At 71.3% G+C, this 24672-nt stretch carries 26 protein-coding genes; 13 read left to right on the forward strand and 13 right to left on the reverse strand.

Features of this window, described 5'->3' with window-relative positions; translation table 11 throughout:
• Positions 1-40: 40 nt before the first annotated feature.
• On the reverse strand, positions 41-760 hold the full coding sequence (locus tag MTF69_RS13245) for an alpha/beta hydrolase (RefSeq protein ID WP_243333772.1): 720 nt from the start codon (positions 758-760) through the stop codon (positions 41-43).
• A gap of 114 nt (positions 761-874) precedes the next feature.
• Between MTF69_RS13245 and MTF69_RS13250 the strand changes: the two genes are divergently transcribed.
• The 3 genes from MTF69_RS13250 (at position 875) to MTF69_RS13260 (ending at position 3400) form a co-directional block, all read left to right on the forward strand.
• Positions 875-2023 (forward strand): adenosine deaminase, encoded by a 1149-nt coding sequence (locus MTF69_RS13250; protein WP_243333774.1) that lies wholly within the window; start codon positions 875-877, stop codon positions 2021-2023.
• A gap of 139 nt (positions 2024-2162) precedes the next feature.
• Positions 2163-2432, forward strand: a complete 270-nt coding sequence (locus MTF69_RS13255) for a hypothetical protein (protein WP_243333777.1) — start codon at positions 2163-2165, stop codon at positions 2430-2432.
• Positions 2433-2599: 167 nt separating this feature from the next.
• The gene (locus MTF69_RS13260) at positions 2600-3400 is read left to right on the forward strand and encodes a hypothetical protein (protein ID WP_243333779.1); all 801 of its coding nucleotides are present in this window, start codon (positions 2600-2602) and stop codon (positions 3398-3400) included.
• A gap of 17 nt (positions 3401-3417) precedes the next feature.
• Here the strand turns inward: MTF69_RS13260 and MTF69_RS13265 are convergent, their stop codons facing one another.
• The 5 genes from MTF69_RS13265 to MTF69_RS13285 form a co-directional block, all read right to left on the reverse strand.
• The gene (locus tag MTF69_RS13265; protein ID WP_243333781.1) at positions 3418-3630 is read right to left on the reverse strand and encodes a PspC domain-containing protein; all 213 of its coding nucleotides are present in this window, start codon (positions 3628-3630) and stop codon (positions 3418-3420) included.
• Between the two features lie 50 nt (positions 3631-3680).
• The gene (locus MTF69_RS13270) at positions 3681-4169 is read right to left on the reverse strand and encodes a VanZ family protein (RefSeq protein ID WP_279345733.1); all 489 of its coding nucleotides are present in this window, start codon (positions 4167-4169) and stop codon (positions 3681-3683) included.
• Between the two features lie 131 nt (positions 4170-4300).
• Positions 4301-4918, reverse strand: coding sequence for a PH domain-containing protein (locus tag MTF69_RS13275; protein ID WP_243333782.1), 618 nt, complete (start codon positions 4916-4918; stop codon positions 4301-4303).
• 25 nt (positions 4919-4943) lie between these two features.
• Complete coding sequence (locus MTF69_RS13280) at positions 4944-5576, reverse strand: class F sortase (RefSeq protein ID WP_243333784.1); 633 nt, start codon at positions 5574-5576, stop codon at positions 4944-4946.
• 83 nt (positions 5577-5659) lie between these two features.
• The gene (locus tag MTF69_RS13285) at positions 5660-6583 is read right to left on the reverse strand and encodes a hypothetical protein (RefSeq protein ID WP_243333786.1); all 924 of its coding nucleotides are present in this window, start codon (positions 6581-6583) and stop codon (positions 5660-5662) included.
• A 244-nt stretch (positions 6584-6827) separates the two neighbouring features.
• On the opposite strand from MTF69_RS13285, the gene deoC reads away from it, so the two are divergent.
• Genes deoC through MTF69_RS13300 form a run of 3 tightly spaced genes read left to right on the forward strand, consistent with a single transcriptional unit; the run spans position 6828 to position 10124 of the window.
• A complete protein-coding gene (gene deoC / locus MTF69_RS13290; RefSeq protein ID WP_243333872.1) occupies positions 6828-7790 on the forward strand; it encodes a deoxyribose-phosphate aldolase in 963 nt (320 codons plus the stop codon).
• A gap of 5 nt (positions 7791-7795) precedes the next feature.
• Positions 7796-9232, forward strand: coding sequence for an aldehyde dehydrogenase family protein (locus MTF69_RS13295; RefSeq protein WP_243333787.1), 1437 nt, complete (start codon positions 7796-7798; stop codon positions 9230-9232).
• Positions 9225-10124 (forward strand): aldehyde dehydrogenase family protein, encoded by a 900-nt coding sequence (locus MTF69_RS13300; RefSeq protein ID WP_243333789.1) that lies wholly within the window; start codon positions 9225-9227, stop codon positions 10122-10124. The genes MTF69_RS13295 and MTF69_RS13300 overlap by 8 nt, the downstream gene beginning before the upstream one ends.
• Before the next feature lie 104 nt (positions 10125-10228).
• Here the strand turns inward: MTF69_RS13300 and MTF69_RS13305 are convergent, their stop codons facing one another.
• On the reverse strand, positions 10229-10591 hold the full coding sequence (locus tag MTF69_RS13305; protein ID WP_243333791.1) for a hypothetical protein: 363 nt from the start codon (positions 10589-10591) through the stop codon (positions 10229-10231).
• A gap of 163 nt (positions 10592-10754) precedes the next feature.
• On the opposite strand from MTF69_RS13305, the gene MTF69_RS13310 reads away from it, so the two are divergent.
• Positions 10755-11957: a transposase gene (locus MTF69_RS13310; protein ID WP_243333793.1), complete on the forward strand. Its 1203-nt coding sequence runs from the start codon at positions 10755-10757 to the stop codon at positions 11955-11957.
• A 46-nt stretch (positions 11958-12003) separates the two neighbouring features.
• Positions 12004-12651, forward strand: a complete 648-nt coding sequence (locus MTF69_RS13315; protein ID WP_279345680.1) for a hypothetical protein — start codon at positions 12004-12006, stop codon at positions 12649-12651.
• Between the two features lie 8 nt (positions 12652-12659).
• Here MTF69_RS13315 and MTF69_RS13320 read toward each other — a convergent pair whose 3' ends face one another.
• Both MTF69_RS13320 and MTF69_RS13325 read right to left on the reverse strand, forming a co-directional pair.
• Complete coding sequence (locus tag MTF69_RS13320; RefSeq protein WP_243333796.1) at positions 12660-13493, reverse strand: hypothetical protein; 834 nt, start codon at positions 13491-13493, stop codon at positions 12660-12662.
• Between the two features lie 238 nt (positions 13494-13731).
• Complete coding sequence (locus tag MTF69_RS13325; RefSeq protein ID WP_243333798.1) at positions 13732-14439, reverse strand: SigE family RNA polymerase sigma factor; 708 nt, start codon at positions 14437-14439, stop codon at positions 13732-13734.
• A 177-nt stretch (positions 14440-14616) separates the two neighbouring features.
• Here MTF69_RS13325 and afsQ1 point away from each other — a divergent pair, with 177 nt between their 5' ends.
• The 3 genes from afsQ1 to MTF69_RS13340 are packed head-to-tail and all read left to right on the forward strand — an operon-like array spanning position 14617 to position 17481.
• A complete protein-coding gene (gene afsQ1 / locus MTF69_RS13330) occupies positions 14617-15294 on the forward strand; it encodes a two-component system response regulator AfsQ1 (protein ID WP_243333801.1) in 678 nt (225 codons plus the stop codon).
• Positions 15291-16775 carry a HAMP domain-containing sensor histidine kinase gene (locus MTF69_RS13335; RefSeq protein WP_243333804.1) on the forward strand — a complete coding sequence of 495 codons (1485 nt, stop codon included), beginning with the start codon at positions 15291-15293 and terminating at the stop codon, positions 16773-16775. The genes afsQ1 and MTF69_RS13335 overlap by 4 nt, the downstream gene beginning before the upstream one ends.
• Positions 16759-17481: a hypothetical protein gene (locus MTF69_RS13340; RefSeq protein WP_243333806.1), complete on the forward strand. Its 723-nt coding sequence runs from the start codon at positions 16759-16761 to the stop codon at positions 17479-17481. The genes MTF69_RS13335 and MTF69_RS13340 overlap by 17 nt, the downstream gene beginning before the upstream one ends.
• Positions 17482-17629: 148 nt before the next feature.
• Here MTF69_RS13340 and MTF69_RS13345 read toward each other — a convergent pair whose 3' ends face one another.
• The 3 genes from MTF69_RS13345 to MTF69_RS13355 all read right to left on the reverse strand — a co-directional run bounded on the left by MTF69_RS13345 (position 17630) and on the right by MTF69_RS13355 (position 20875).
• Positions 17630-19279 carry a phospho-sugar mutase gene (locus MTF69_RS13345; protein ID WP_243333874.1) on the reverse strand — a complete coding sequence of 550 codons (1650 nt, stop codon included), beginning with the start codon at positions 19277-19279 and terminating at the stop codon, positions 17630-17632.
• 74 nt (positions 19280-19353) lie between these two features.
• The gene (locus tag MTF69_RS13350; RefSeq protein ID WP_243333808.1) at positions 19354-20160 is read right to left on the reverse strand and encodes a purine-nucleoside phosphorylase; all 807 of its coding nucleotides are present in this window, start codon (positions 20158-20160) and stop codon (positions 19354-19356) included.
• 277 nt (positions 20161-20437) lie between these two features.
• The gene (locus MTF69_RS13355) at positions 20438-20875 is read right to left on the reverse strand and encodes a gamma-glutamylcyclotransferase (RefSeq protein WP_112449900.1); all 438 of its coding nucleotides are present in this window, start codon (positions 20873-20875) and stop codon (positions 20438-20440) included.
• A gap of 198 nt (positions 20876-21073) precedes the next feature.
• Between MTF69_RS13355 and MTF69_RS13360 the strand changes: the two genes are divergently transcribed.
• Both MTF69_RS13360 and MTF69_RS13365 read left to right on the forward strand, forming a co-directional pair.
• The gene (locus MTF69_RS13360; protein ID WP_243333809.1) at positions 21074-22513 is read left to right on the forward strand and encodes an NAD(P)H-quinone dehydrogenase; all 1440 of its coding nucleotides are present in this window, start codon (positions 21074-21076) and stop codon (positions 22511-22513) included.
• 175 nt (positions 22514-22688) lie between these two features.
• On the forward strand, positions 22689-23636 hold the full coding sequence (locus MTF69_RS13365; RefSeq protein WP_308401398.1) for a DeoR/GlpR family DNA-binding transcription regulator: 948 nt from the start codon (positions 22689-22691) through the stop codon (positions 23634-23636).
• Between the two features lie 160 nt (positions 23637-23796).
• Here MTF69_RS13365 and MTF69_RS13370 read toward each other — a convergent pair.
• A partial coding sequence (locus tag MTF69_RS13370; RefSeq protein WP_243333818.1) for a biotin/lipoyl-containing protein occupies positions 23797-24672 on the reverse strand: 876 nt, incomplete at its 5' end.

The raw sequence follows: 24672 nt of genomic DNA on the forward strand, positions 1-24672 counted from the left end.
TCCCGCCACTCCCGCCGGCTCCAGCCGCTTTCGCGGGGTGTCAGCCGCGCAGGGACCGCCCGTAGCCGGAGGCCAGCGGCATCCGCAGGCCCAGTGGCGGGGGAGCCGCCAGCGCGTCGGTGACCGGCCGCGAGTAGGACAGCGAGAACACGGAGCCCAGGACGAAGTCCACGGACAGGGCCACGACTTCGTCCTGGTGGTCGCGCAGCCCGTGCCCGTCGGAGTGCACCTCGAAGCGGCACGTCGTGCGGTTCGCCTTCTTCGCCCGGGTCGCCAGCCGGTACGACAACTCGGGGTCGCTGCGGGCGTCGTTGGTGCCGTGCACGATCAGGACCCGGCGGCCCGAGAGCTGCTTCACCGGTTCGGGGGGGTCCGTGTCGGACTGCCGCGTGAGCGAAGGGGCGAGTGCGAGAACGGAGTTGACGGCTTCGTGGCCGGCCGCGGCGAGCGCGGCCCGGCCGCCCGCGTCATAACCGGCCAGGCACACCGGGACGTCCCCGTACCGCCGGACCACCTCGTCCGCGGCCCACTCGGCGTCCCCTTCCCGGGTGCCCGCACCATGGATGACCTGGTGTGTGACCAGCCCGTCCGCCGCGCCCGCCCGGGCCAGGGCCCGGGCCAGCGGACGTACCGGACCGGGGGACAATCTGGACGCTCCGGGGAGAAGGAGCACCACACCACTGACCGTTGAGACCGAGCCGTTCGCGCCGGCCGCCCGCCCCAGGCGGGCCCCGCGCGCCGGCGGCGCATGCTGTGCCATGACGGAACAGTCTCAGACGCGGAGGTGTACGCCACCCGTCCGCGCGGTCACTGTTACATATCGAGGGCGGGCATCGTCTCACTGCTCTACGCGCGTAGGAGCTAGAGTGCCCAGATGACGAGCGAGACCCCCAACCTGCCCACCCCGGATCAGATCCGCCGCTCCCCGAAGGTGCTCCTGCACGACCACCTCGACGGTGGCCTGCGCCCCGGGACCATCATCGAGCTGGCCGACAAGGCCGGCTACGAGAACCTTCCCGAGACCGAGGCCGACAAGCTCGGCACCTGGTTCCGGGAAGCCGCCGACTCCGGCTCCCTCCCGCGCTACCTGGAGACGTTCGCGCACACCTGCGCCGTCATGCAGACGAAGGAGGCCCTCTTCCGGGTGGCCTCCGAGTGCGCCCAGGACCTGGCCGAGGACGGCGTCGTGTACGCCGAGATCCGCTACGCGCCCGAGCAGCACCTGGAAGGCGGCCTGAGCCTCGAAGAGGTAGTCGAGGCGGTCAACCAAGGCTTCCGCGAGGGGGAGCGCCGCGCGCGGACCAACGGCAACCGGATCCGCGTCGGCGCGCTGCTGACCGCGATGCGGCACGCGGCCCGCGCGCTGGAGATCGCGGAACTGGCCAACCGCTACCGCGACAACGGCGTCGTCGGCTTCGACATCGCCGGCGCCGAGGCCGGGTTCCCCCCCACCCGCCACCTCGACGCCTTCGAGTACCTCAAGCGCGAGAACAACCACTTCACCATCCACGCGGGCGAGGCCTTCGGTCTGCCGTCGATCTGGCAGGCCCTGCAGTGGTGCGGCGCCGACCGGCTCGGCCACGGCGTGAAGATCATCGATGACATCGAGGTCGCCGCCGACGGCTCCGTGACGCTGGGCCGCCTGGCCTCGTACGTCCGGGACAAGCGGATCCCGCTGGAGATGTGCCCGACGTCGAACCTGCAGACGGGCGCGGCGGTCTCCTACGCCGAGCACCCGATCGGCCTGCTGCGGAAACTGCACTTCAGGCTGACCGTCAATACCGACAACCGGCTGATGAGCGGTACCAGCATGAGCCGCGAGTTCGAGCACCTGGTCGACACCTTCGGCTACTCGCTCGAGGACATGCAGTGGTTCACGGTCAATGCGATGAAGTCCGCGTTCATTCCTTTCGATGAACGACTGGCCATGATCAACGACGTGATCAAGCCCGGTTATGCGGAGCTGAAGTCGGAATGGCTGTTCCGTCAAACCGCTTCCACCAGCGGTTCTGTCTCGGCTTAGGCCGTGGCGTGACGGACTGAAAGCGCCCGGGAGGGGCAATTCCCGGGCGCTTTCTCGTATTTAATGATGTTTGCGAGAGGGGGTTTGAAGTGACTAGTTTGCGGAGCCGCTCATTTCCCCGTCGCAAGGACGATTTTTCATGAAGCAGTCAGCTGCCAAGACTCTCGGTGTTGCCGCTCTCGGTGCCGCCTTCGCCGCCGTCGCCGCCGGTACCGCCTCGGCCGTCCCCGCCGTCGGTCTCGGTGACGCGCTGGGCACCGTCACGGGCGCCGTCCAGGGCGCGACCAGCCAGCAGCACGTGACCGCCGAAGAGGGCCAGCAGGCCCCCGAGGCGACCGACCCGGCCGCCGCGCTCGGCACGGTGACCGGCCTGCTCGGCGGTCTGCCGACCAGCGGCCTCGGCGCCTGATCCACTTCGGATCCCCTGCCGGATTCGTACGCGACCCGTACGCGATTCGCACGCACGCCCACGCGGCGCACACCTCTTCGACCAGGTGTGTGCCGCGTCGCGGCATGTGCCAGGATCACCGCCAACTGCCTGCCGGCACCCCGGGGATGAGGTTTTTGATCATGCGCATGAAGGCACGAACGGCCACGGCCGTGCTGCTCCCCGCCCTGCTGTCCGCGACGGTGGGCTGCGGCAGCACGAACACCCCCGCCGCCGGCAAGGGGCCGGACCCCAAGGGCTCCGCGAGCGCACCCGGGCCGTCCGCGGGCTCGGGCGGCGCGGGAGCACCCGGCTCCGCGGGCACCGGCGGGGCCGGTGATGCGGGCGGCACGGGCGGCACGACCGCTCCCCAGCGGGGCGGCAGCCGGCTGGAGCGCTCCGCCCTGGAACAGGGCGACCTGACCGGCTACCAGATCTCCGCGAACGGCAAGAACCCGAACGCCCCCGACGGTCAGCCGCAGGCGGACCGCAAGGTCTGCCAGCCACTCGCCGACATCATGGGCGACAAGCCCGACCCGGCGGCGCGCGCGACCGTCAACCGGGGCATCGGCTCCCAGAAGCAGATGGGTCTGGCCGTCTCCGCCTCCGTCAGCTCCTACGCCGAGTCCGACGCCAAGGCGCTGATCGCCCGCCTGAAGGCCGCCGTGGCCGCCTGCGCGACCGGCTTCACCGCCACCGTGGAGAAGCAGAGCGGCGCGTACCGCGAGGTGAAGGCGGCCGACTACAAGACGGGCGGCGACGAGAGCGTCAGCTGGACCACGACCGCGGCCGCCGAGGGCGTCACCGCCCAGGTGCACCTGGTCGTCGTACGCCAGGGCGACACCGTCGTGCGTCTCATGGCTCTCAACGTCGCGGGCGGCCGCCAGGCCCCCCAGGTCCCGCACGAGGTCGCGGACAAGCAGCTCCAGAAGGTCCGCGCCGCGCGCTGAATTGCGGGTCCGGCGGGCTACCAGCCGGTGGCGGCGGAAGAGGCGCCCGACTTCTCGTTCGGCAGGAGCACCCACAGCGCCAGGTAAAGGAGGAACTGCGGGCCGGGCAGCAGGCACGAGACGACGAAGATGATCCGCATCGTGTTCGCGGATATTCCGAATCGGCGCGCCAGACCGGCACAGACTCCGCCGATCCATCGTCCGTCACGGGGGCGGGCAAGGGCGCTCATGGTCTCTCCTCGGTCGTTGTGCGGTCCGCGGGATGTTTTCCCGCGATGCCTCAATACTCCCGCTGAACAGAGGACAGAACGTCGGTCCAAGGGCCGAGCCCGACCCTGGTAATTCTCGGGGTCGGGCCCTGAGAACGCCGCAGCCGGGCCCGCAGGGCCGGGACGACGGCCAGGTGCGCGAGCACCACGCCGAGGGTGTTCAGCAGCACCGAATCCACATCGACCACCTGCCCCGGGACGGCCGTCTGGAGCATCTCGATGCCGACCGAGAACAGCGCGCCCGCGGCGGCCGTCCGGGCCGGCGAAGACCAGGCGGCCAGCGGCGAAAGCTCCACACGGCCGCTGATCAGCGGCAGCAGCACCCCGAGCGGGGCCAGCAGCGCCAGCCCGCCGCCGATCCGGCGGGCGGCCTCCAGGGGCCCGTAGGAGAGGTCCGCCCTGATCCCCTCCAGCGGGGTCAGATTGGCCGCCGCCGCCCAGGGCACGTCCAGCGGGCGCAGCATCAGCCAGCCGACGAGGAGGAGGTGGGCGGCCAGCAGGACCCCGGCGAGAAGCCGGACCCACGGCTGTACGGCGACGCTGCCGCTGCCCTTGACACGGTTGCCCTTGAGACGGTGCACGCCAGTGGAGACGCGGGTTCCGGTGCTCCCGGTTCCGGGGAAACCGCCGGTCAGCCGGTGGCGAGCAGCACAATCAGGATGAGCGCGCCGATCACGGCGGGCGCGATGATCTCGTACGACCAGGAGACCTTCACGGAGCCCTGGGCGCCGGCCCGCGAGGCACAGCGCTCGTGCAGTTCCCGCAGCTCGTCGACGGTCCGGTCGGCGGAGGCCCGGGGGACTTCCTCGCCCGGGGTCTTGGCCCGGCCGGTGCTCGGGCCGGGCCGGCCCGCCTGGCGGCGGGTGGCCTTCTTGCGGTCCCGCAGGGAGACCGCGATGGACCACATCTGATACGTCGACCCCTCCGCCAGCACTTCGGCGGAGTACCGGGCCCGCACGGTGTCGACGGCCGCCCAGGGCAGCTCGATGACCCGGAAGGGGTTGCGCACGCGCAGCCGGTCGTCGTTGGCGAAGACGGCCGGACGGACCGTGAACGCGATGATGAGCGGGGCCAGGCACAGCGCGGCGGCGAGGGCGATCCACGGAACGTTGCCGGAGCCCTGCACCACGGCGTCCCCGCAGAGCCACGCGAGCAGGGCGAGCAGCACCACCCCGGTGACGGTGGCCATCGGGGAACGGTAGACCCGGTCGTCGTACGCCGGCTCTTCGGTGGGCTGATTGCTGCTCATGCGGCAGATTCTGCCTCAAGCCGTCTCAGCCCACGAGATCGGCGTACAGGATGATGTTGTCGGGGCGGTGGCCGTCGGTGATCTCGCCGCCGCAGGTGATCACGCGCAGCTCGGGGCGGGCGGTGTCCCCGTAGACCTTGTCGGTGGGGAACCGCTTCTTGTCGACCTGCTCCAGCTCGCGCACGCGGAAGACGGCGGTGCTGCCGTCCTTGCGGGAGACGGTCACCTCGTCTCCGACGCGGACCTTGGAGACGTCCTTGAGCACGGCCGGGCCGCGGGCGGTGTCGAAGTGCCCGATCAGCACGGCGGGGCCGGTCTCGCCGGGGGTGACGCCCTTGTCGTACCAGCCGATCTTGTCCCCGTCGGCCACGGAGGGCACCTCGACGGTGCCGTCGGCGGCCAGGCCGAGCGACAGCAGCGGCGAGGCGTCGACCCCGGCCGCGGGGATCCGTACGCGTACGGGCACGGAGGCGGGCTTCGGGACGGCCGAGGCCGCGGCCGGGGTCGCCGGGGCGGAGGTGGGGGTGACGGCGGGCGGCGCGGAGGCCGTGGCCGGGGCGGCGGCTGCCGGGGCGGGCGTGGCGCCGCCGCCGCATCCGGTCAGCGCGGCGGCGAGGAGAGCAGCGGCGATCAGCGGCCCGGCGGTGCGGCGGGTCATGGAGGCTCCGGTGAAACGGGCCGCGGCGGGCCACCGGGGGTGGCCCGCCGGAGGCGAGTCGAGATCTGAACGGGGGGTGTCTGTCAGCCCTGGGCGCGGCGGCGACGCAGGACCACGCTCGCGCCGAGCGCGCCGAAGACCGCGATCAGACCGGCGCCGGCCGCCAGCGTGGTGGTGTTGTCGGTGTCGGCGACCGTCTCGACGGGCAGCTCGGCACCCGCGGCCACCGGGCCCTTGGGGACGACGACGGTCTGCGCGCCCGTCTGCGGCTTCGGAGCCGGCTTCGCGCCCTGCTCGGTGATCTTGTAGTCGAGCTTGCAGCCCTTGGGGAGCGCGGGGAAGGAGGCGGTCTTGGCGGCGTCACCGACCTGGTACTTCCAGCGGAGCACCGGCTTGGCACCGCTCGGGTTCACGATGCGCAGGGTGTCCGGGTTCGAGCCGTTGGGGTGGGCGCGGTCCAGGGTCTGCGGGTTGGGCTGACCTTCCAGGGTCTGCACGAAGGCCTTCGGGCCCTTGGGGGACATCGTCAGGTCTGCGGAGAGGTACTCGCCGAGCCGCACCGTCTTGACCTCGGAGACGCAGGAGTTCGACGCCGTGCCCTTGGGCAGCGGGAAGGAGCGGGTGGTGCCGTCCTCCTTGGTGACCGTGAGCACCGGGGCGGCCGTCTGGGCCTTGGTGAGCTTGAGCCGGAGGCCATTCAGGGTGGCGGTGGGCTCGTCGCGGTCCAGCATGCCCATCACCCGGAACATGTAGGGGTCTCCGGGCTTCCAGTCGGGGCCGACGACACGGATCCAGGCCTCGGGGCCCTCGGCCTTGTTGCGCAGCACCGCGACCAGGCCCTCGCCTATGTAGACGGCCTGACCCGCGTAGCGGTCCGGCACGGTTCCGTACGTCGATGCCACGGCGGTCTGCGCGGCGGGCGCCGCGAAGGCGGCACCGGCGGCGGGTGCGAGCATCGCACCGGCGAGGGCGGCGGTGACGATCGAGGTGCGGAGGGCGGTACGCATAACGACTCCTGAAGCATGGGTGAGGAGGACGGAGGAGAGTCGCATGCCGCGTTGAGTCTGTTCGGTCTGGTTCACCGGGGTCAGGTGTGGCGGGCTGCTGAGAAAGAATTTACGGATCTTGTGCGTGTGAACGATCTGCTTTCTGTCATGGCCGCGTAACAGCAAACGGGGTGTCCGATTCCGAATGAATCGGGAGGAGGGGGTGACAGGCCGCTACGCGCGTAGATATGCTCATGTGGTGACCATGCCCACCACCCTCACCGCATTCGCTGACGTGACGACGTCCGACAGTGCGCTGCGCCGCTTCCTGCACGGGCTGCCCGGCGTCGACGCTGTCGGCCTGGAGGCCCGCGCGGCCTCCCTCGGCACCCGCTCGATCAAGACGACGGCCAAGGCGTACGCCATCGACCTCGCCATCTCGATGATCGACCTGACGACGCTGGAAGGCGCGGATACCCCGGGCAAGGTCCGGGCGCTCTCCGCCAAGGCAGCCAACCCCGATCCGACCGACCGCACCACGCCCATGACGGCCGCCGTCTGCGTGTACCCCGACATGGTGGCCACCGCCAAGGCCGCCCTCAACGGCGCCGACGTCAAGGTCGCCTCCGTCGCCACCGCCTTCCCGGCCGGCCGCGCGGCCCTGCCCGTCAAGCTCGCCGACACGGCCGACGCCGTGGCCGCCGGCGCCGACGAGATCGACATGGTCATCGACCGTGGCGCCTTCCTCGCCGGCCGCTACCTCGACACCTATGAGCTGATCCGCTCCGTCAAGGCGGCCTGCGTCCGCCCCGACGGCAGCGCGGCCCGCCTCAAGGTGATCTTCGAGACCGGCGAGCTGTCCACGTACGACAACATCCGCCGCGCCTCCTGGATCGGCATGATGGCCGGTGCCGACTTCATCAAGACGTCCACCGGCAAGGTCGGGGTCAACGCGACGCCCGCGAACACGCTCCTCATGCTCGAAGCCGTCCGCGATTTCAAGGCGCAGACTGGAATCCAGATCGGCGTGAAGCCGGCCGGCGGCATCCGGACCACCAAGGACGCGATCAAGTTCCTGGTCCTGGTCAACGAGACTGCGGGCGAGGACTGGCTGTCCAACCACTGGTTCCGCTTCGGAGCCTCCAGCCTGCTCAACGACCTGTTGATGCAGCGCCAGAAGCTGAGCACCGGCCGTTACTCCGGTCCCGACTACGTGACGGTGGACTGATCACCATGGCTTCCGCATTCGAGTACGCACCCGCCCCCGAGTCCCGCTCCGTCGTCGACATCGCGCCCTCCTACGGGCTGTTCATCGACGGCGAGTTCACCGACGCGGCGGACGGCAAGGTCTTCAAGACCGTCTCCCCGGCCTCCGAAGAGGTCCTCGCCGAGATCGCGCAGGCCGGCGCCGCCGACGTGGACCGCGCCGTCAAGGCCGCCCGCAAGGCCTTCGAGAAGTGGTCCGCGCTGCCCGGCTCCGAGCGCGCCAAGTACCTCTTCCGCATCGCCCGGATCATCCAGGAGCGCAGCCGCGAGCTGGCCGTCCTGGAGACCCTCGACAACGGCAAGCCGATCCGGGAGACCCGCGACGCGGACCTGCCGCTCGTCGCCGCGCACTTCTTCTACTACGCGGGCTGGGCCGACAAGCTCGACCACGCGGGCTACGGGGCCAACCCGCGCCCGCTCGGCGTGGCCGGCCAGGTCATTCCCTGGAACTTCCCGCTCCTGATGCTGGCCTGGAAGATCGCCCCGGCGCTCGCCACCGGCAACACGGTCGTGCTGAAGCCGGCGGAGACGACCCCCCTCTCGGCGCTGTTCTTCGCGGACATCTGCCGCCAGGCGGGCCTGCCCAAGGGCGTCGTCAACATCCTCACCGGGTACGGAGACGCGGGCGCGGCCCTCGTCGAGCACCCGGACGTGAACAAGGTCGCCTTCACCGGCTCGACCGCCGTGGGCAAGAAGATCGCCCGCCACGTCGCCGGCACCGACAAGAAGGTCACGCTGGAGCTGGGCGGCAAGGGTGCCAACATCGTCTTCGACGACGCCCCCATCGACCAGGCCGTCGAGGGCATCGTCAACGGCATCTTCTTCAACCAGGGCCAGGTCTGCTGCGCGGGCTCGCGCCTCCTGGTCCAGGAGTCGATCCACGACGAGCTGCTGGACAGCCTCAAGCGCCGCCTGAGCACCCTGCGCCTGGGCGACCCGCTCGACAAGAACACGGACATCGGCGCGATCAACTCCGCCGAGCAGCTCGCCCGGATCACCGCCCTCGCGGACACCGGAGAGGCGGAGGGCGCCGAGCGCTGGTCGGCGCCGTGCGAACTGCCGAACGCCGGCTACTGGTTCGCCCCGACGCTCTTCACGAACGTCTCCCAGTCGCACACCGTCGCCCGCGACGAGATCTTCGGCCCGGTGCTGTCCGTACTGACGTTCCGTACGCCCGACGAGGCCGTCGCCAAGGCCAACAACAGCCAGTACGGCCTGTCGGCCGGCATCTGGACGGAGAAGGGCAGCCGCATCCTCGCGGTCGCGGGCAAGCTCCGCGCAGGTGTGGTGTGGGCCAACACGTTCAACAAGTTCGACCCGACCTCGCCCTTCGGCGGCTACAAGGAGTCGGGCTTCGGGCGCGAAGGCGGCCGTCACGGCCTGGAGGGCTACCTCGATGTCTGAGTCTTCTTCGACGCGTCTGAGCGTCTTCAAGACCTACAAGCTGTACGTCGGGGGCAAGTTCCCCCGCTCCGAGAGCGGCCGGGTGTACGAGGTGAGTGACTCGAAGGGCAAGTGGCTGGCCAACGCCCCGCTGTCCTCCCGCAAGGACGCCCGTGACGCGGTCGTCGCCGCCCGCAAGGCCTTCGGCGGCTGGTCGGGCGCGACCGCGTACAACCGCGGCCAGATCCTCTACCGCGTCGCCGAGATGCTGGAGGGCCGCCGCGAGCAGTTCGTCCGCGAGGTCGGCGAGGCTGAGGGGCTGTCCAAGACCAAGGCCGCGGCCGTCGTGGACGCGGCGATCGACCGCTGGGTCTGGTACGCGGGCTGGACCGACAAGATCGGCCAGATCGTGGGCGGGGCCAACCCGGTCGCGGGCCCGTTCTTCAACCTCTCCACCCCCGAGCCGACCGGTGTGGTCACGGTCGTCGCCCCGCAGGACTCGTCCTTCCTCGGGCTGGTCTCCGTGATCGCCCCGGTGATCGCCACCGGCAACACGGTCGTCGTCATCGCCTCCGAGAAGGCGCCGCTCCCGGCGCTCTCCCTCGGCGAGGTGCTGGCCACCTCCGACCTGCCCGGCGGCGTGGTCAACGTCCTGTCCGGCAAGGCCGCCGAGATGGGCCCGCACCTGGCGTCCCACCAGGACGTCAACGCCATCGACCTGGCGGGCGCCGACGCGGCGCTGGCCAAGGAGCTGGAGATCGCGGCCGCGGACAACCTCAAGCGCGTCCTGCGTCCACAGCCTGTGGACGACTGGAGCGCGGACCCGGGCACGTCGCGCATGACGGCGTTCCTGGAGACCAAGACCGTCTGGCACCCGACCGGGTCGCTGGGCGCGGGCGGCTCCTCGTACTAGCCCCGTCCGGCTCGTACGAGCCCCCAAGACCGGCCCCGGCAGTGTCCCCCGCGCTGTCGGGGCCTTTTCGTGTCCTACGGATGCCCTGCGGATGCCTTACGGGGCTACTTCACCGCGTCCGGCAGCAGCGGGCCGAGCAGCGAGGAGGCCGCCGCGGTCGGCAGCTCGCCGATCGAGGAGCCGCGGGTCAGGCTCCCGGTCACCATGCTCGTACCGACCGACGGGAAGTCCGCGACCTGGGTGGCGACCCCGTTGTCCAGCGGGTCCACCCCGGTGTTGGCCAGCGGATTCACCTTGAGGTTCGCGATCGGGTCCGCCACCCCCGCCAGGGCCGCCGGGACCGAGAGCTCACCCGCCTGGGCACCCCCGGCGGCCATCGCGAGGGCCGCGCCGGCCATCGAGAGGGTCAGGCCTGCGGTGCGCAGCGCCTTGGAGTGGGGGGCTTTGGGGGCTGCGTGACGTGCCATGGGTTCCCGCCTGTGGGCTCGTACGGAGTCGTAGTCGTGTGCGCACGCAGCGTAGCGAGGCGGGGCGGTTCACCGGTATCTCGACCTGGGCGCCATCACTCGTTCGAGGAGATCCCTGGGAAATCGCCCTGAAGGAGACGGATCACGACGCTACGTTCGCGGCATGACGGCACCGATCGAAGTCGAGAAGCCCGGGTACGCCCGGTTCACCTTCCGGCTTCGCGTGTCGTCGACCGCGCTTGCCAAGCTCTCGGGTGAGTGGGCGCGGTGCCGGTGGGTCTGGAACGAATGCACCGCTCGGTCGAAGAAGGGTCACGCCGAGGGTGAGCGATGCGGTCCGGCTCGGCTGGACAAGATGCTGACCGCGGTCCGCAACCGCAACACCTGGTTGGGTGACGGCAGCAGTGTTCCGCAGCAGCAGCTCATACGGGACTTCGGGAAGTCCCGCGCCAAGGCCTTGAAGGACATCAAGGCCGGGTTGCCGATGAGGCAGCGGGCGGGAATGCCCAAGTACAAGAAGAAGCACGCGGCCGATCCGAGCCTCAACTACACCCGCCGTGGTTTCCGCATCCGGGACGGCCGACTGCATCTCGCCGGCGGCATTAGCCTGACCGTGGTGTGGTCCCGTGATCTCCCGGCGGACCCGTCGTCGGTGCGGATCTACCGCGACAGCCTCGGCCACTGGTACGCCTCCTTCGTAGTCCCCGCCGAAGCCCACCCGCTGCCCGAGACGGGTGCGGTGATCGGGATCGACTGGGGCGTGAAGGAGACCGCGACCACCACCAGCGACGCCCACGACCTCCCCCACGCCGAGCACGGCAAGAAGGCCGCCGCCGGGCTCGCCCGCTATCAGCGGATGATGGCCCGTCGGAAACCGGTGAAGGGCAAGCCCGGTTCGAGGGGCTACCGCGCGGCGAAGAAGCTGACGGCGAAGCTTCACAAGAAGGTGGCCCGGCAACGCCAGGACACCGCACGCAAGTGGGCCAAGACCGTCGTACGCGACCACGACGCCCTCGCAGTGGAGGACTTCCGGCCGAAGTTCCTCGCCAAGTCGACCATGGCCCGCAAGGCGGCCGATGCAGCGATCTCCGCTACCAAGCACGAGCTGATCACAATGGCGCGCAAGCACCAGCGCACTCTGTATCTGGTGCACCCGTCGCATACCACCATGGACTGCGGACGGTGTGGAGCGAGAGCCAAGCACGCACTGCCGCTGTCGGAACGCACGTACACGTGCACTGGGTGTGGAGTCGTGTCTCCCAGAGACAAAAACTCCGCACACGTGATGCTCGTCCGGGCAGGTCTCGACCCGGCTGGCGCTGATCGTGGAAGACCTGCCAGCCCGCCGGGCTGCCAGGCTGCGTGAGCTAGGAATCCCCCTCTTTTGTCTTTGGGAGGGGGAGGAGTCAAACTTGTGTTCCGTGAGCTGTTCCTCTCCTTCGCCGACGCGTGTCGTCCTGCTGACCGGGCCCTCGGGCTCCGGCAAGTCCTCGCTGGCCGCCCGTTCGGGCCTGCCCGTGCTGCGCCTGGACGACTTCTACAAGGAGGGCGACGACCCGAGCCTTCCGCTGGTCGAGGGCAGCTCCGCCATCGACTGGGACTCCCCGCTGTCCTGGGACGCGGAAGCGGCCGTGGCCGCGATCGCCGCGCTGTGCGCGGCCGGGCGGACCGAGGTCCCCGTCTACGACATCGCCACCTCCTCGCGGACCGGTACGGAGGCGCTGGACATCTCGCGGACCCCGCTGTTCATCGCGGAGGGGATCTTCGCGGCCGACATCGTGGCGCGCTGCCAGGAGCTCGGCCTGCTGGCCGACGCGATCTGCCTGCGCGGGCGGCCGTCCACCACCTTCCGGCGCCGCCTCGCCCGTGACCTGCGCGAGGGCCGCAAGTCCGTGCCGGTGCTGCTGCGCCGGGGCCTGAGGCTGATGCGCGCCGAGCGGGGCATCGTGGCCCGCCACACCGCGCTGGGCGCGCACGCCTGCGCCCGCGACGAGGCCCTGGGCCGCCTCGCGGCGGCGGCCGCGGGCCGCCACCGCTCGGCGAGCGCCGCCGCCGCGTAGCTCCGGGCTCAGGGGCAGCCGGGAACCGGGTTCCCCGCGCAGTTCTCCGGGTTGTTGTTGATGTACGTGACCCGGTTCGCCGTCACGGTGCCCGCGTTGTTGATGCCGCCACCGCTGCCGGTGCCGCCGGTCGCGGTGTTGTTGCTGATCGTGGAGCCGTTCAGCCTCGCCGTGGTGCCGGATTCGGCGTTGTTGATGCCGCCGCCCTGGTTGGCCGTGTTGCCGTCCACCGTGGAGCGGTTCATCGTCAGTGCGCCGAAGACGTGGTTGTGGATGCCGCCGCCGCCGTTGACGGCGGTGTTGCCGCTCACGGTGGACCCGTTCAACAACACCGCGCCGGCGTTGATGATCCCGCCGCCGTAGCTCGCGCTGTTGCCGCTCACCGCAGAGCGGTTCAACGTCAACGTGCCGCCGGCGGTGTTGTGGATGCCGCCGCCCTGGTCCGACGCCGTGTTCCCGCTCACCGTGGAGCGGTTCAGCGACAACGTTCCCTCGTTGAAGATGCCGGCGCCGTTGACGGCGGCTCCTTGGGTGATGGTCAGGGTGGTCAGCGACACCCGGACGCCCGGGGTGACCGTCAGGGCGGTTCCGGTGCCTCCGCCGTTGAGGGTGGCGCCCGTCGCACCGGCCAGGGCGAGGTTTTTGTCGACGGTGAAATTGCCGGTGCACGTCCCCGTCACTCGCAGTGCCGACCCCGGGGTCGCGGCGTTGATCGCGGCCTGCAGATTGTCGGTGGGGCAGTTCACCACGGTCGCGGCCACCGCCTGCGGTACCGGCCCGAGCAGCGCCACCGCCCCCGCCGTCACCGCTGTCGCCGCCATCCGGCCCATTGTCCCGAGCATGCGTGTCTCCTGTTCTCCGTGGATTTCCGGAGAACGGCTGCCCCGCCAGGGCGGGAGCGGCAACCGGAACGGGCAGGAGTCCCCCGAACGGCCCGGGACATTGACCACGACGGCCCATAGGTGAGGCGTGCGCACATGAAAGCGCGGGATCAGTCGGACCCCCGGCCGACTGATCCCGCGCTCTCCCCCCTTGGCCGCCGTCCCACCCCCGTAGGACGGCCCCCCGGCCGTTGGTCTGTCAGGCGACGAGGTCCTCGAAGGAGTCCGCCTCGTCGCGGCCGAAGCTCAGCGCCTCGTCCTCGCGCATGCGGCGCAGCGAACGCCAGATGCTCGACTTCACCGTGCCGACGCTGATGCCGAGGATCTCCGCGATCTCCGGGTCCGTGCGGCCCTCGTAGTACCGGAGCACCAGCATCGTGCGCTGCGGCTCCGGGATGCGGGTGAGCGCCTGCCACAGCACGGCACGCAGCTCCGTACCGCCCATGGCGTCCGTGTCCGAGGCCGTCTCCGGCAGCTCTTCCGTCGGGTACTCGTTGAGCTTGCGGCGGCGCCAGGCGCTGATGTGCAGGTTCGTCATCGTGCGGCGCAGGTACCCGCCGACGGCGGCCTTGTCGCTGATGCGGTCCCAGGCGCGGTACGTGGAGAACAGTGCGGTCTGCAGCAGGTCCTCGGCCTCGTAGCGGTCGCCGGTCAGGTGGAAGGCCGTCGCGTAGAGGGCGGCCCGCCGCTCCTGGACGTACGCCGTGAACTCCGCCTCGTTCGAGCAGGAGGAGTCCGCCGTGCGCTGGGCGGGGACGGAGGGGCGCTCGTAGGTCTTCGCGTCGATGGCCACCACGTGCGCCGGCCGCCGGGAAGGGGCCGTCGCCGTACGGATTGCCGTGCGGCGGTTCACATCGTGCAGCCGCGTGACAACCGCGCTGGTGCTGGTGCTGTGCAGCGTGTTCATCTCGCGCCCCCCGTCGTGGAGTCTGTCTGGTCCGTTGCCAAGAAGACTGCCCGCCCGAGATAACCGGGGTGTCCTTCGACTGTCACAGGCCTGTCACAGGGGCCCGTGCGCAGTCGCGCCGGGATTGGAGGCGCAGGGCGGTCGAAGTCCCGAGGGGCGATGGGACAGAATGAGCCCGTGCCTTTCCTGTTGCTCATCGAGGACGACGACGCCATCCGCACGGCCCTCGAACTCTCCCTGTCACGCCAGGGCCACCGTGTGGCCACCGCGGCGACGGGCGAGGACGGCCTCAAACTGCTGCGCGAGCAGCGGCCCGACCTGATCGTGCTCGACGTCATGCTGCCCGGCATCGACGGCTTCGAGGTGTGCCGGCGCATCCGCCGCACCGACCAGCTGCCGATCATCCTGCTCACCGCGCGCAACGACGACATCGACGTGGTCGTCGGCCTGGAGTCGGGAGCCGACGACTACGTCGTCAAGCCCGTCCAGGGGCGGGTGCTCGACGCCCGCATCCGGGCCGTGCTGCGCCGCGGCGAGCGCGAGGCCACCGACTCCGCCGTCTTCGGCTCGCTGGTCATCGACCGCAACGCCATGACGGTGACCAAGAACGGCGAGGACCTCCAGCTCACCCCGACCGAGCTGCGGCTGCTCCTGGAGCTCAGCCGCCGGCCCGGCCAGGCGCTCTCCCGCCAGCAGCTGCTGCGGCTGGTGTGGGAGCACGACTACCTCGGTGACTCGCGGCTCGTCGACGCCTGCGTGCAGCGGCTGCGCGCCAAGGTCGAGGAAGTGCCCTCGTCGCCCACCCTGATCCGTACCGTGCGGGGCGTCGGCTACCGACTGGACTCCCCGCAGTGATCCGAGCCCTGTTCGCGGGCCGGCGCTGGACCAGCCTGCGGCTGCGGCTCCTCGTCGTGTTCGCCCTGGTCGCGCTGACGGCCGCCGTCTCCGCGTCCGGGATCGCGTACTGGCTCAACCGCGAGGCCGTCCTGACCCGGACCCAGGACGCCGCCCTCGGCGACTTCCGGCAGGAGATGCAGAACCGGGCCGCGGCGCTGCCCGCCGACCCGACGCAGGAGGAGCTGCAGCACACCGCCGACATGATGGCGGGCAGCAGCCCCGGCTACAGCGTGCTGCTGGTGGACGAGAAGGACGGCCGCAAGGTGGCCGGTACCGCCGGTCCCGACGCCTTCTCGCTGGCCGACGTACCGAAGTCGCTCCAGCACGCCGTCGACGACCGGCAGAAGACCACCTCGGCCAACGACGCCGAGTACCACGTGTACTGGCAGCGGACGAAGCCGAACGGGAACCCGTACCTGGTCGGCGGCACCCGGATCGTGGGCGGCGGCCCGACCGGCTACATGTACAAGTCCCTCGCCCAGGAGCGCGACGACCTCAACGCCCTGGCCTGGTCGCTGACCATCGCCACCGGCCTCGCGCTGCTCGGGTCCGCGCTGCTCGCGCAGGCCGCGGCCCGTACGGTCCTCAAGCCCGTGCAGCGGCTCGGCGACGCGGCGCGCCGCCTCGGCGAGGGGGAGCTGGACCACCGGCTGGAGGTGTCCGGGACGGACGAACTCGCCGACCTGGCCCACACCTTCAACATGACGGCGGAGGCGCTGGAGAAGAAGGTCGCCGACATGAGTGCGCGGGAGGAGTCCAGCCGGCGGTTCGTCGCGGACATGTCCCACGAACTGCGCACGCCGCTGACGGCGTTGACGGCGGTGGCCGAGGTGCTGGAGGACGAGGTCGACGACCTCGATCCGATGATCGCACCGGCGGTGGGCCTGGTCGTGAGCGAGACCAGGCGGCTGAACGACCTCGTGGAGAACCTCATGGAGGTCACCCGCTTCGACGCGGGAACGGCGCGGCTGGTGCTGGACGACGTGGACGTCGCCGACCAGGTGACGGCGTGCATCGACACGCGGGCGTGGCTCGACGCGGTCGAACTCGACGCGGAGCGCGGCATCGTGGCGCGCCTCGACCCGCGCCGGCTCGACGTGATCCTGGCCAACCTGATCGGCAACGCGCTCAAGCACGGCGGATCGCCGGTACGGGTCTCCATCCGGGTGGAGGGGGACTGGCTGGTCATGGCCGTACGGGACAACGGGCCGGGCATCCCCGAGGAGGTACTGCCGCACGTCTTCGACCGGTTCTACAAGGCGAGCGCGTCGCGGCCGAAGTCGGACGGCAGCGGGCTCGGCCTGTCCATCGCGATGGAGAACGCGCACATCCACGGCGGCGACATCACCGCGGAGAACGGAGCGGAGGGCGGTGCGCTGTTCACGCTGCGGCTGCCGGTGGACGTGGGAAAGGTGATCGCCGGTGACGACGAGGCGTAGGACGGCGCGCGGGACGGCGCGGGGGACGGCGCGCGGGACGGGGTGGGGCGTCACGCTCGGCACGACGCTCGGGACGACGGCCGTCGTGGTGGCCCTGGGCCTGTTGTCCCTCGGCGCCCTGACCGGGTGCGGGATCCGTGCGACCACCGTCCCGGTGGACGTGGGCCCGGCGCCCTCGCGCGTCTCGTGCAAGACCCCGTCCGGCGCGGCGGCCGGAACCGGCGGGGTCCAGGGCATCCGGGCCACGGTGGAACTGGTGTGCGGGGCGCAGCTGGTGGGAGTCCAGCGGGTGGTGCCGGTGCCGGAGAAGCAGCCCGCGCGGGACGTGGCGGTGCTCGTCACCCAGGCCCTGCTGGAGGCGCTCCAGCGGGAGCCGTCGGCGGAGGAGCGGGAGGCTGGTTTCACGACCGAGGTGCCGGCCCTGCTGGCGGCCTCCGCGCCGCGGCCGGGCGATCCGCAGGGCACGGTGCGGCTGAGCCGCAGGCCCGAGGACCTGCCCCCGGTGGCGTTGTCGCAGCTGGTCTGCACGCTCGCGGAGAGCGACGCGGTGTCGGCGGGTCAGGGCCCGGTGGTCCTGGGCGGTCCCGACGCGGATCCGCCGAGGGCCTGGGAGTGCACGGACGCCGTCCGCTCCCGCCCGGAGGCGGTGCCGACCCTGGGCGACGTGGTCCGGCCGACGCCCACTCCCGCGCCTTCGGCTTCCTGACGCCGGCCGCGGCACACGCCGACGGCCCCCCGAGCCGGAGCTCAGGGGGCCGATGTACTGCCCGGCGGGTCGACGGACGGAGTCCGGCGCAGCGGCGCGAAGCCCGCGCAGCGGTGCGAGCGGCGCGTTCAGAAGGAGCAGCGGCAGGCTAAATGCCGGCCGCCGCCGCGAGGTCCTTCTTGATCGCGTCGAGGACTTCCTGGCCGCGGGCACGGGCCGGGAGCAGGTCGGAGGCCTCCGCCACCGGGACCACGACCTCCAGGTAGCACTTCAGCTTGGGCTCCGTGCCGGACGGGCGGACGATCACCCGGGCCTTGTAGTCGCCCTCCAGGTAGTAGCGCAGCCCGTCCGTGGGCGGGAGCGTCGCCGTGCCCTTGTTCAGGTCCTCCGCCGAGGTGACCCGCAGGCCCGCCAGCGAGACCGGGGGCTCCGCGCGCAGCGCCGCCATCGCCGAGGCGATGACCGACAGGTCCTCCACGCGGACCGACAGCTGGTCGGTGGCGTGCAGACCGTGCTCCATCGCCAGGTCGTCCAGCAGGTCGGTCAGGGTGCGGCCCTGCTCCTTGAGCTCCGAGGCCAGCTCCGCGACGAGCAGGGCGGCCGTGACGCCGTCCTTGTCGCGGACGCCCTCGGGGTCCACGCAGTAGCCGAGCGCCTCTTCGTACCCGTAGCGCAGGCCCTCGACGCGGGAGATCCACTTGAAGCCCGTGAGGGTCTCCTCGTAGCCCACGCCCGCGGCTTCCGCGATCCGTCCGAGGAGGGAGGAGGAGACGATCGACTCGGCGAAGACGCCCCGCGCACCCTTGTGCACCAGGTGCGCGGCGAGCAGCGCGCCGACCTCGTCGCCGCGCAGCATCCGCCAGCCGGAGGCCGAGGCCGCGTCCGGGACGGCCACCGCGCAGCGGTCGGCGTCCGGGTCGTTGGCGATGACGATGTCCGGGTCGACCCGGGCGGCCGTCGCGAAGGACAAGTCCATCGCACCCGGCTCCTCCGGGTTGGGGAAGGCCACCGTCGGGAAGGCCGGGTCCGGCTCCGCCTGCTCGGCCACGAGGACCGGGGCCGGGAAGCCGGCGCGGGCGAAGGCGGCCAGGACCACGTCCTTGCCGACGCCGTGCATGGCCGTGTAGACGGTCCGCACGCCCCGGGGGGACCCGGGGGTCAGGACGGCGTCCGTACGCTCCAGGTAGGCCTCCAGGACCTCGTCGCCGAGGTCCTGCCAGCCGCCCTCGGCCCGCGGTACGTCGGCCAGCGCGGCGATCGCGTCGATCTGCGCGGCGATCTCCGCGTCGGCCGGGGAGACGATCTGCGAACCGTCGCCGAGGTAGACCTTGTAGCCGTTGTCCCGGGGCGGGTTGTGGCTTGCGGTCACCTCGACGCCGGCGACGGCGCCCAGGTGCCTTATGGCGTACGCGAGGACGGGCGTCGGCAGCGGCCGGGGCAGGACGGCGGCGCGCAGCCCGGCACCGGTCATCACCGCGGCGGTGTCGCGGGCGAAGTCGGTCGACTTGTAGCGGGCGTCGTAGCCGACGACGACCAGGCCGCCGTCGTGGCCCTGGGCCTTGAGGTAGGCCGCGAGGCCCGCCGCGGCCCGGATCACCACGTTCCGGTTCATCCGCATCGGGCCCGCGCCCAGCTCGCCGCGGAGTCCGGCGGTGCCGAACTGCAGCATGCCGGAGAAGCGGTCCGCGAGCTCGGTGGTGTCACCGGCCTCGATGAGCTTCGCGAGCTCGTCGGCCGTCTCCGGGTCCGGGTCCTCGGCCAGCCAGGCCCGGGCCCGCGCGATCAGATCGTCCTGCACGTCCTGCACTACTTCCGCCTTACCTCTCTACGGTCCGTCGTCCGTCGTCCGTCGTCCGTCGTCCGGTCCGCCGGTCAGATCCGGGCGAGGACCTGGGTCAGCAGCTTGCCCATGCGCGCGGCCGAGTCGCGGCCGGCCTGGAGCACCTCTTCGTGGTTCAGCGGCTCGCCGGACAGGCCCGCCGCCAGGTTGGTGACCAGCGAGATGCCGAGCACCTCGGCGCCGGCCTCACGGGCGGCGATGGCCTCCAGCACAGTGGACATGCCGACCAGGTCGGCGCCCATCACGCGGATCATGTTGATCTCGGCCGGGGTCTCGTAGTGCGGGCCGGGGAACTGCACGTAGACGCCCTCTTCGAGGGTCTCGTCGATCTCCTTGCACATCGCGCGCAGGCGCGGCGAGTACAGGTCGGTCAGGTCCACGAAGTTCGCGCCGACGATCGGCGAGGTGGCCGTGAGGTTGAGGTGGTCGCTGATCAGGACCGGCTGGCCGGGCTTCATGCCCTCGCGCAGGCCACCGCAGCCGTTGGTCAGGACGATGGTCTTGCAGCCGGCGGCGACGGCCGTGCGCACGCCGTGGGCGACGGCGGCGACGCCGCGGCCCTCGTAGTAGTGGGTCCGGCCGAGGAAGAGCAGCGCGCGCTTGTCGCCGATCTTGTACGAGCGGATCTTGCCGCCGTGGCCCTCGACGGCGGGGGGCGGGAAGCCGGGCAGCTCGGTGACCGGGAACTCGGCCTCGGGCGCGCCGAGCGCCTCTGCGGCGGGGGCCCAGCCGGAGCCCATCACGAGGGCGACATCGTGGGTCTCGGCGCCGGTCAGCTCGCGCAGGCGGGCGGCGGCGGCGTCGGCGGCGGCGAAGGGGTCGGTAACAGATGCGTTCACGCGGAAGAGCGTAGCCGCTCTTCGCCTACGCGCGTAGATGGCACCGCTCACGGTATTCGGATCGTTGCTTTGTCGTTTCCGCCGAATCGTCCCTCGATGGGGGAGCAGGGGCGGATGAGCCGGCGCGGCGCCGTTGCCGGGGGCGCTGCCCCCGGGCCCCCGCGCCTCAAACGCCGGCGGGGCTGGATTCGGCCGATCCCGGCCCCCGACCGGAGGCGCCGGTTGCGGGCAGGGCCCGCGAAGCCCGGCGCGGCGGTGGCCCAGCGAAGGACTGCGGCTAGCAGGGTCGCTTGCGGAGTTCCATCACGTAGTCGTGCGGGGCGCCCGCCGATTCGGCCGCGTCGGCGAGTTCGCCCAGGTAGCGGGCCGAGGGCAGGCCGCCCTCGTAGCCGTTGAGGACGTAGACCCAGGCCGCTTCCTCGCCGTCCAGGGTGTGCACGCGCACCCGCATGCGGCGGTAGATGTCGAGCCCGACGCCCTCCCAACGGTCCATGGAGTCCTCGTCGAGCGGGGCCACGTCGTACAGCGCGACGAAGACCTGGTGGCGCGGCGCTTCGACGATCGTCGCCAGCGCGCCCTCCCAGCCCATCTGCTCGCCGCCGAAAGTCAGCCGCCAGTCGTTGATCCAGCCCGTGCCGCGCAGCGGCGAATGCGGAGCGCGGCGCGTCATCAGCCGCGGGTCGAGGTTGCCGGCGTACGCGGCGTAGAGCGACATGAGGTCGAGGGTACGGGAGGGGCGGCCCCGACCGCGCTCGCGGCCGCCTACGGGGCCTGCGTCCCGGATGGTGGGACCGGGCGTGAAGCACCTTGATGCGTGCGGGACAATGACGTACGGAATGCATCCCCCGGGGAGACCCCCCGGAAGCCCCGGCCGGGGCGGCAGCCGGCCGGGTAGACGTGAGGCGGAGTTTTCGTGACCCGGATCGTGATCATCGGCGGCGGACCCGGCGGGTATGAGGCGGCCCTCGTAGGGGCCCAGCTCGGCGCGGAGGTGACCGTCGTGGACTGCGACGGTCTGGGCGGCGCGTCGGTGCTCACCGACTGCGTGCCCTCCAAGACTCTCATCGCGACCGCCGAGGTCATGACGACCTTCGACTCGTCGTACGAGGAGCTCGGCATCGTCGTCGCGGACGACACCCCGCACATCGAGCACGCCGCGCGCGTCGTCGGCGTCGACCTCGGCAAGGTGAACCGGCGCGTCAAGCGCCTCGCGCTCGCCCAGTCCCACGACATCACCGCGTCCGTCACCCGGGCCGGCGCCCGGGTCGTACGGGGCCGCGCGAAGCTCGGCGGCCCGCAGGGCATCGACGGCACGCGGGACGTCATCGTCACCGCCGCCGACGGCTCCGAGACGATCCTCACCGCCGACGCCGTGCTCATCGCGACCGGCGGACACCCCCGCGAGATCCCCGACGCGATGCCCGACGGCGAGCGGATCCTGAACTGGACCCAGGTCTACGACCTCGAAGAGCTCCCCGAGGAGCTCATCGTGGTCGGCTCCGGCGTGACCGGCGCCGAGTTCGCCGGCGCGTACCAGGCCCTCGGCTCCCGGGTGACCCTCGTGTCCTCCCGCGACCGCGTGCTCCCCGGCGAGGACCCGGACGCCGCCGCCGTGCTGGAGGACGTCTTCCGGCGCCGCGGCATGAACGTCATCGGCCGCTCCCGCGCCGAGTCCGCCAAGCGGGTGGGCGACCGGGTCGAGGTCACCCTCTCCGACGGGCGGGTCATCACCGGCACGCACTGCCTGATGGCGGTCGGCGCGATCCCGAACACGGGGAACATGAACCTGGAGGAGTCCGGGGTCAAGCTCAAGGAGTCCGGGCACATCTGGACGGACAAGGTCTCCCGCACCTCCTCGCCCGGCGTGTACGCGGCCGGCGACGTGACCGGGATCTTCGCGCTGGCCTCGGTGGCCGCCATGCAGGGGCGCATCGCGATGTACCACTTCCTCGGCGACGCGGTGGCCCCGCTGAACCTGAAGACGGTCTCCTCGAACGTCTTCACCGACCCCGAGATCGCCACCGTCGGCTACACCCAGGCCGACGTGGACTCCGGCAAGATCGACGCCCGGGTCGTGAAGCTCCCGCTGCTGCGCAACCCGCGCGCCAAGATGCAGGGCATCCGCGACGGCTTCGTGAAGCTGTTCTGCCGCCCGGGCACCGGCATCGTCGTGGGCGGCGTGGTCGTCTCACCGCGCGCGAGCGAGCTCATCCACCCGATCTCGATCGCCGTCGACAACAACCTGACGGTCGAGCAGATCGCAAACGCGTTCACCGTGTACCCCTCGCTGTCCGGTTCGATCGCCGAGGTGGCCCGCCAGCTGCACACGCGAAAGTCCTCCGAAGAGGCGTAAGTACCGATAACGGCCCTTGTGAGCAAGGGCTTTGGAGTGGTCGATCGACCCGTCGCGGAGCAGGTGCGCGGCGGGTCGACCGCGTATACCACTAACTGCCCCACGGTATGGACAACTTCGGAATTCCGGCGCAAGGAGCTGAAAGCAGACGGTCACCCGGGTTACTGTCAGTTTCGTGTTCGCTGCAGAACGTCGCCAATTGATCCTCGAAATGGTGCGGGCCAACGGAGCGGTATCGCTCCGGGAGCTCGCCCGCGTCGTCCAGACCTCCGAAGTGACCGTACGGCGGGACGTGCGGGCACTGGAGGCAGAAGGACTCCTCGACCGCCGGCACGGCGGTGCGGTACTGCCGGGCGGTTTCACGCGGGAATCCGGCTTTCCGCAAAAGTCCCATCTCGCGACGGCGGAGAAGACCGCCATCGCCGATGTCGCGGCCGGACTCGTCGAAGAAGGCGAGGCCGTGGTCGTCGGCGCGGGCACCACCACCCAGGAGCTGGCCCGCCGGCTCGCCAGGGTGCCCGGACTCACCGTCGTCACCAACTCGCTGCTCGTCGCACAGGCGCTGGCCCATGCGAACCGGGTGGAGGTGGTCATGACGGGCGGAACCCTGCGCGGGTCCAACTACGCGTTGGTCGGCAGCGGTGCCGAGCAGTCCCTCCAGGGGCTGCGGGTCTCGCGGGCCTTCCTGTCGGGCAGTGGTCTCACCGCCGAGCGCGGGCTGTCCACCTCCAACATGCTCTCCGCGAGCGTGGACCGGGCGCTGGTGCAGGCCGCGGCGGAGGTGGTGGTCCTGGCCGACCACACGAAGCTCGGGACGGACACCATGTTCCAGACCGTGCCGACCGATGTGATCACCCGGCTGGTGACGGACGAGCCGCCCCCGCACGACGACCGGGCCGGTACGGAGCTGCAAGCGCTGGCGGACCAGGGCGTGCAGATCACCGTGGCCGGGGCCAGTGCCTCCGGCGGTGGTGAGGGCATGGCCGGGCGGCGGCCGCGCCGGGAGTCCCCGCTGCCGGTCCAGCGGCGGGGTGGCCCGACGGCCCAGCTGCGCAGTGCGGCGCCGCCGTTGCACGAGCAGCAGGCGGAGCGGGCGCGGGTCGCAGAAATGCGGCGCCGTTAGCCGGGCGCGGCGCCGTTGCCGGGGGCCGGCCCCCGGACCCCCGCTCCTCAAACGCCGGAGGGGCTGGATTTCCGCTCGGCGGGGCTGGATACATCCAGCCCCGCTGGCGTTTGAGGACCGGGCGTCCGGGGCCGAAGCCCCGGACGCCCGGTCGAGGACGTCAGTCCTTGATCTCGCAGATCACCGCACCCGAGGTGAGCGATGCGCCGACTTCGGCGGCGAGGCCGACGATGGTGCCGGAGCGGTGTGCGTTCAGCGGCTGTTCCATTTTCATGGCTTCGAGGACGACGATGAGGTCGCCTTCGTTGACCTGCTGGCCTTCCTCGACCGCGACCTTGACGATCGTGCCCTGCATGGGCGAGGCGAGGGTGTCGCCGGAGGCGGCCGGGCCGGACTTCTTTGCGGCGCGGCGCTTGGGCTTCGCGCCGCCCGCGGCGGCCGTACGGGCCAGGGTCATGCCCAGCGAGGACGGGAGGGAGACTTCCAGGCGCTTGCCGCCGACCTCGACGACCACGGTCTCGCGGCCCGGCTCGTCCTCGGTGTCGTCCGCGGCGGGAACCACGAACGCCGGGATCTCGTTGACGAACTCGGTCTCGATCCAGCGCGTGTGAATCGTGAACGGGTCGGCGGTGAAGGCGGGGTCGATGACAACCGCGCGGTGGAAGGGGATGGCGGTGGCCATGCCCTCCACCTCGAACTCGGCCAGCGCGCGCGCCGCCCGCTGCAGGGCCTGCTCGCGCGTGGCACCGGTGACGATGAGCTTGGCGAGCAGGGAGTCCCACGCCGGGCCGATGACGGAGCCGGATTCGACGCCTGCGTCGAGGCGGACGCCGGGGCCGGTCGGCGGGGCGAACTTGGTGACGGTGCCGGGGGCGGGGAGGAAGCCGCGGCCGGGGTCTTCGCCGTTGATGCGGAACTCGAAGGAGTGGCCGCGCAGGACGGGGTCGCCGTAGCCGAGTTCTTCGCCGTCGGCGATGCGGAACATCTCGCGGACGAGGTCGATGCCGGTGACCTCTTCGGTGACCGGGTGTTCGAC

Origin of the sequence: Streptomyces sp. AP-93 (assembly GCF_022808175.1) — a bacterium.
Classification (GTDB): domain Bacteria; phylum Actinomycetota; class Actinomycetes; order Streptomycetales; family Streptomycetaceae; genus Streptomyces.